5 protein-coding genes are annotated in these 6,833 nt (G+C 32.0%); all 5 read right to left on the bottom strand.

Annotated elements, in window-relative coordinates; genetic code table 11:
• On the bottom strand, window positions 1-332 hold a 332-nt coding region (gene mobC, locus HFD15_RS13685; RefSeq protein WP_167593760.1), incomplete at its 3' end, for a plasmid mobilization relaxosome protein MobC.
• 1,066 nt (window positions 333-1,398) lie between these two features.
• Complete coding sequence (locus tag HFD15_RS13680) at window positions 1,399-2,625, bottom strand: Abi family protein (protein ID WP_167593761.1); 1,227 nt, start codon at window positions 2,623-2,625, stop codon at window positions 1,399-1,401.
• Between the two features lie 29 nt (window positions 2,626-2,654).
• Window positions 2,655-3,821, bottom strand: a complete 1,167-nt coding sequence (locus tag HFD15_RS13675) for a restriction endonuclease subunit S (RefSeq protein WP_202982904.1) — start codon at window positions 3,819-3,821, stop codon at window positions 2,655-2,657.
• Window positions 3,809-4,378: a hypothetical protein gene (locus tag HFD15_RS13670; RefSeq protein WP_167593763.1), complete on the bottom strand. Its 570-nt coding sequence runs from the start codon at window positions 4,376-4,378 to the stop codon at window positions 3,809-3,811. The genes HFD15_RS13675 and HFD15_RS13670 overlap by 13 nt, the downstream gene beginning before the upstream one ends.
• Entirely contained in the window at window positions 4,371-5,708 is a 1,338-nt protein-coding gene (locus HFD15_RS13665; RefSeq protein WP_129300500.1) for a RepB family plasmid replication initiator protein, read from the bottom strand. The genes HFD15_RS13670 and HFD15_RS13665 overlap by 8 nt, the downstream gene beginning before the upstream one ends.
• Window positions 5,709-6,833: the final 1,125 nt, after the last annotated feature.

Genomic DNA, 6,833 nt, shown 5'->3' with positions numbered 1-6,833 from the left:
TTATCTTCCAAATTTTCTAATTGCTTTTGATAATCAGACATCCATTCTTTTGTCTGATTATTTTTATTTTCGTTTAAGTGTTTAGCAATTTGATTGATATTATTTCCGATACGTTTTAGTTCAGATTTTGTCGAAGAAATTTCAGAAATAATATTTTTATATTCTGAAAAATCAAGAGTAAAAATCTCTTTATTACAACAAGCTCGTCTAGCAAAAACAGAAAAATTAGTGATGCCAGTTTTTTTCATCATCAGTTTAATTCTTTCGTTCTCTTTTTCATTTACGAAGAATTTTTTCTGTATACTTCGCTCACGATTTTTGATTTTTTTCATCTTGTCAACCTTTCAAACTACTGTCAACTCTAAAAGCCCAAAATAGGGGGTTAGTGTCTTTAGTGAACTTAGCAAGTGTGGCTACACTTACAGTAAAAAGTATTCATCTTTCACTCACAAAACCTAAAATTTCCAATTTTATTTTTGCTCGTTTCAGACGAATCTTTTTATTTTTGGTGGTGTCCCCCAATCCCCCTTTTTGAAAAAAATTAATTATCATGATTTATATTTTTTGGAAAATTAATTTCAAATTCTTTTAAGACATCTTCGTATAAATCTTTGACTTCAAAACAGAACCCTTTTTACCGTAAGTGTATATCCACTTACTAAGCTCGCTATAATACTTTATAACGTTTTTATTTACATGAGCAAAGCGATTTTTTCCAACACGTTTAATCTAAAATATTGGCATTTTATACCATGATTTTTCATGGTATATAAGTGCGCCCTTAGGAAAATAATTTGAATATATTTCAGATTTTCAATCTGACTGCTCCTGTCATCGAGCAGACCGATGAGGAAAACAAAAAGAGGACTAAACTTTTTTGTTTAGTCCTCTTTTTGTTTTGAATAGTTCTAGAACGTCATATTTTGCGTTTTAAGCGATTTTGACTAACCAGACGGGGATTTTTACTTAGAAATTATTCAAAACGTCTGTAAAGTGCTTAAAATCGTTTCTAGGAGCTTTTAGCGTTTATTTCATTCAGTTATCGGCATAATCGTTAAAACAGGCGTTATCGTAGCGTAAAAGCATGCCTACCATCCCAAATAATCCCTCCATCTTTGGTTCTATTATATAAAAAAACATAAAAACAACCCCTATTACCTGTCCAATAGATAACGGGGGTTGTTTTAATAGCGTTGTATAGGGGTTATTATCTAATTATAGACCCTTTTATGATGAGGTATTTAAAAATAAAAAAGAGAGAGCAATTGCTCTCTCTTTTTGACTTTAGTACACCTCTTACAAAGTATACACGCCGTCGTGGCTCTAAATTTTTTTATATATATTATATATATAATATACCAAAATAAAATCGTTTTTACAAATAACAATTAAAAATCATTATAACCCAATCTGTGATTTGAATTTTTTATTGATATCATTATTTAATAAAATCATGTTAAATAACATGTATAATCGGATTTTAAATTTAACGCTTGTCATTTTAAAGGAATAAAATTCGTTTAGAACAATGATTGTATCGTACAATTTGATTTCCAAATTTGCAGTCCTGGTTCTTAAATCTAATCTACTTATTAATCCTGCATTTATCGGTATGCTGTTATCAGTTTTAAATCGAGTGACTATTTCATGATGGGCAACCTTATTTCGTAGTTGCTTCACTATATCTAAAGCGTTAAGAAATTCTTCTTTACCGCCATTATTAATATCAAAGTTACCCATTTTTTTAACTATACTATTCTGAATGTCTCTATCCAAACCATGAAATAGGATGATTAAATCATTTAACATCAACGTGTTTATAATAACCCAAAATGGTGGTTTTCTATAACTAGATATATGTGGATATTTAATTTTACAATAATCACTATATGATAAATCAATAAACTTTCCAGCAACATCATTTAATGATATTGTTACATTATTTTGCTGGCTATCACTAATGGAATTGATATTATTTTGCTGGCTATCAATGATTAATGTACCTTCAAATTCATTGTTTCTTAATCCTTTTAGACTACCTGTGAATCTTCCCTTTAGATAAAATTTACTTGGATACTGAGGTCTGTTATCTGGTTCAATAATTCCACTAAATATTAAATTATTTGTATGAATAGGTATTGTATGTTTTAAAAATAACTTATGTGTTTTTTTATTATTTAACCTTCCTCTGGAATCAGTTTTATAAAAATAATGAACATATTGACTTAATCCAGAATTACTATCAGGAATAGTATAGCAACTGATATCTTCGTATTTTAAATTATCTATCACACCATCGCTGCAATATTTTTCGCAAAAATAATAGGCTATGTTACTTTTTAATTCAATTTCTACATTAGACAACTGATAAAAAAGTGATTTAGAAATTTGTTTATCCAATTTGTATATTCTATTAAAATCAGAAATTGTTTTAAAGTTACTATATTTTTTTGAATTAGAGCTATTATCTTTTAACAGTAGGTCTTCAAACCCATTAATAAAGTTAAAATAATTTTTAGTTAAAAAAAGGCGTTGAGCCTTTTTCTTATTTATAATAATAAGCTTCCTTTTTCTCTGTATTCTAAATTGAGTTTCTAAATCAGAAAAACTTTTTTCCCTTGTCATAAATATACCTGATCACTTTCTTTATAATGTTATACAAACATCTTTTGTAAAAAGCCTTTTTTCTGTTCTTTCAATAAATCTAACTTACGTTGATGAAGAGCGATAGTGTCATCTAACTGTTTGAAAAATGAGCCGATTTTTTGTTGTTCTTCGATACTAGGTAGAGGAATTTCTTGATTTCTAACTAATTCAGAGTTCAAGTTTACTTGACTGCCTGGTTGTCCATATTTTTTCCAATTCGGCCTAAACATTTCGAGCCACTGGAACATAAACTCCCTTTCGAATGATGGATTCAAAAATATTAGAAACCCATCATGAACCCCTGTTTTTACATAGTTAACCAAAGGTTTACCAACGGTTGCAGCAATGCTTAATAATAGATGTGGCTCTTTTAAAACTCTTGTTTTTTCTTGCCCCAATTTGGATATACGCTGCTCAAGATGATGTATCCTACCATTTTGATCTGTTACATCTGAGATTCTTAACCATCCGATATCGCTATCTTTATCAAACCATTTGGAGTCTTGAATTGGTCTTGGACTTGCACCACGAACAATATTAGCTAAGTCTCCTAACTTACGCTCTTCCCAATCGTCAGCAAACCCCGCAAATCGCAATTCAGGAACTTTAGCCCCATTTTTAGGGAACATTTTTTGTAAGAAGCCTTTTTTCTGTTCCTTGAGCAAATCTAACTTATGTTGATGAAGATCGATAGTCTCGTCTAGCTGTTTAAAGAATGAACCTATTTTTTGTTGTTCTTCCATATTTTCCGTAAACCACACATCTTGATTTTTCAAAATTGTAAAATGACGCTTATATCCTTGTGGTTCAGGTTTATAACGTTCTAAAGTTGTATACAGATAATTACCTTCAAAATTATCTGCACTTAAAATTTTTACGCCATCAGTAGCAACAAAGAAGGGGCTTTTGGGCTTATATAATGAAACTGTATGGTCCCCAAACAGAGTTACATCTTTGTAATCAGTAAAAGGTTCACCATCAGAATATCCAACAATTGGCTTATCACCTTGTTGAATAACTTCGTACTCACCATTCTCTGAAACACCAGCTAAGTACGAACGGAACGAGTGTGTTTTTAGAATGTCTTTGAACTTACGCTCTTCCCATTCATCCGTGAATCCTTTAAATCGCAATTCTGGAACTTTCTTTTTAACTGAATCATCTATTTTCGCCATAGTTCCCACCATTTTCTTGGTTTTTCTTGTTCTTCTATCCTTTTTTGATCTTTGATTTGCTCCTGCAAAGTTTCCAAATACTCTTTAAGAGCGTTCACTTCATCTTTATATTGATTGTCTAAGTGTTTGAATTCTGTTTCCTGTGAGGGCATTTTGAGAGCTTTTAAGCTGTCATTTTCTGCTTTGTATTCTTCTAGCAACTTTTTATCTTGCAAGGCTAATCGTTGTTGCTGGTCTAACAATTTTCTTAAATCATTATTCTGTTCTTTTAAATCAGATACTTGTTCTAATAAAACACTATTTACAGTTAGTTTTTCTTGTGTGTCTTCTGTCTGTTTTTTGTCATTTTTCTGTCTGTTTTCTGTCTGTTTATTTTTATCTTTTCTTTTAACCCTTTTTTTTATAATCCTTTGTTCTTCAAGCGTTAGTACAGTTATTCCACTATCATTTTTCTGTCTGTTTTCTGTCGGCAAAAATTTTATATGATATTGAATAGTTTGTTTTGTGATTCCCCATTCGTCCGCAAGTTCTTTTATCGTCTTTAAGTTCTCACTCATGGTCTAAACCCTCGCCACGTAACTTTTTGTCGATTTCTGCTTTCATTTGTCTTAATTCTTCTTTTTCAGTTTCAGTCGTTATGTTCTCATATTCTGGCAGAAAGTCTTTTGCCACTTCTTCTAACGTTCTTGGTTTTGGCTTTTTGTAATTGGCTCGTTCTGGTTGCTCTAAATCTTGCAAGGCAACGGTCGGTAAATAGCCCTCAATCGCCGTTTTAAGGTACTTAACCACGTTTCGTTTAGAATAGCCCTCTTGCTTACTTGCAACGTATGATAGATGTGTTTCTACCCCTTTTAAGCCCCTTGCTTCTTTGAGTTCATCGTATAGTGGGTAAACTTTTTCTGCAAGTCCTGTCATGGTACTTATATCTTGCATATCAGCAACATTAATTAGCCATTTTTCGCCTAATAACTTGGTGTAAGGACTTTGCATAGCTTCGGTAAATAATGCTTGTTGTTTGACTTCTCGGTCTGCTTTGTTTTCAAGATAAACAGGGTCTTGTTCTTCTTGCTTATAATATTCATTTTTAGCAACTGGTTTCTTCGTGATATGAAAGACAATAGAATCAATTGAACGCCCTTTCTTGACTTTCTCATAGGACACGTTAAAAGAAGTGTGAGCGTTGATTTCTTCCAATGGTTTTTTTAATGTCCAACGTGTAAAATCTTGCATTCTTTTATACTCATTAATCGTATCAGTGATTTCTCGTAATTCTTTGACGGTGATAGACGGATTGCGGTAGCTTTCCACTTGTTCTTCTCTCCGTCCGCCTTTGGCACTGTAATGCTCGTACTGGTTATAATTCATGGATAACCATTTATAAAGAATAATGCTGTATTTACTGTTTAATTCCATAACATCAGATAAAGCATACTGCGTAAAGTTCTTCTTTAACTCAATCAGATAGGGCATAATTTCACGATGAAATTCAATTTTCACTTCATCATGATAATCTGTCCATTCTACGTAAGGGATAGGAACAATGCTTTTAAATTTAAAACCCTTGCCTGCTTCTTCTCTGATTTCAAAAAAAGCTTCTTTTTGCATAACCTTTATTGCTTCTTTAAAACGATGATGTTTATTACTGTCATCCACTTTAAAAAAAGAAAAGAGTTCAGATTTTGAAAGATAGATTGTATTTTCTTTGGGTAAGTTTTCCGTATCAATGCAGGATACCGCCAACTCAAAAATCTTTAAAGGGACTTTATCCATTTTGGCTACGGATGTTATCAAGTCGTTATGCTCCACTATTTTGCGTTTTTCAATTTCTTTCAAAGAACACACTGTCCTTTCATTGCTGTTTCGGTCGTTTTTTGTTATAATTTCCATGAGAAGTTGCTCCTTATGAGTAATTTTGGTTAAGCATGAAGAAAAATTCTTTAGACGGAATTTCTTCATGCTTTTATTATATCATAACAAAGAGAGGACTGATAGTTTTTTCTCTCCTTATACATAGTTTTTTCTCTCCTTATACATAGTTTTTTCTCTCCTTATACATAGTTTTTTCTCTCCTAAAAAATCTGTATACCCTTGAAAAAACTGACTTCTTCCTCACGCAAAAGAACAAAAGATTAAAATATATATGATAAATTAATATAGGCTTCGCCTTTTTTTATTTTTTTCAAAAATGTAAAATCCAAAGTCAAAATCATCAAAAAAAGGAGTGAGCGAAAACCACGCTCACATTTTACTTGCAGCGTTCACTCGCACTCGCTAAAAGAAAAGATCAAACCCTCTCTTAGGACTTTCTTGGATTCACTCTAATTGCTCGTATACGCTGTTTTAACTGTTTGACTAGCTAAATACTCATACTTTGCAATCAAGCGTCTTACAGACGGTCAGGGCAAGCCCTAACACCCCTTAAATTTAAAACCTATGATTTGTTTCACTTTTTTTCGCAACTTTTAACAAGACATTCATTTCAAAATCAATTTAAACCCACTTAAAAGCTCTTTTAAGACGTCCTAGCGTTTTCTTTGAATAAATAGACGTTTTCGAATTAAAATCGCTTAAATCGAATTTTAGAGCGTTTTAAAATAAGATAAAAAATTAAAAAGTGTCAAACGCTGGTCGGCTCGTTTCGTTAAAAAAGAGTGCAATGCGCACTTACACATCACTCTAAAAACGAGTGATGTAATGGCTAAAAATCGTGTATCAGAAGTTGCTTATCGCAACAACAAAATTTCATGCTAGTAGCGTCTCTTAAATGAGTGAGTCTTTGTTTAAATTTGTGATACATTTTTCTGATCCATCAAGAACTTCCTCAAAGATAAAATGCCTCAGCGCTCATTAGTCAATCGCCCTTTGTCATTGATTTTGTAATAAGGATTGCGCCCTATTCCGTTGCAATCCTCACAACAAAATAGAAAATATAAAACCATAAATACTGCAAGCTATCACATTGTAATACAAAACACTTCGTTCTTGTATTACAATGTGGCTTGAAAAGGGGGA

Source organism: Lactococcus sp. EKM203L (assembly GCF_011800585.1).
GTDB lineage: Bacteria > Bacillota > Bacilli > Lactobacillales > Streptococcaceae > Lactococcus > Lactococcus lactis.
This window is presented reverse-complemented; position numbering and strand designations above follow the sequence as displayed.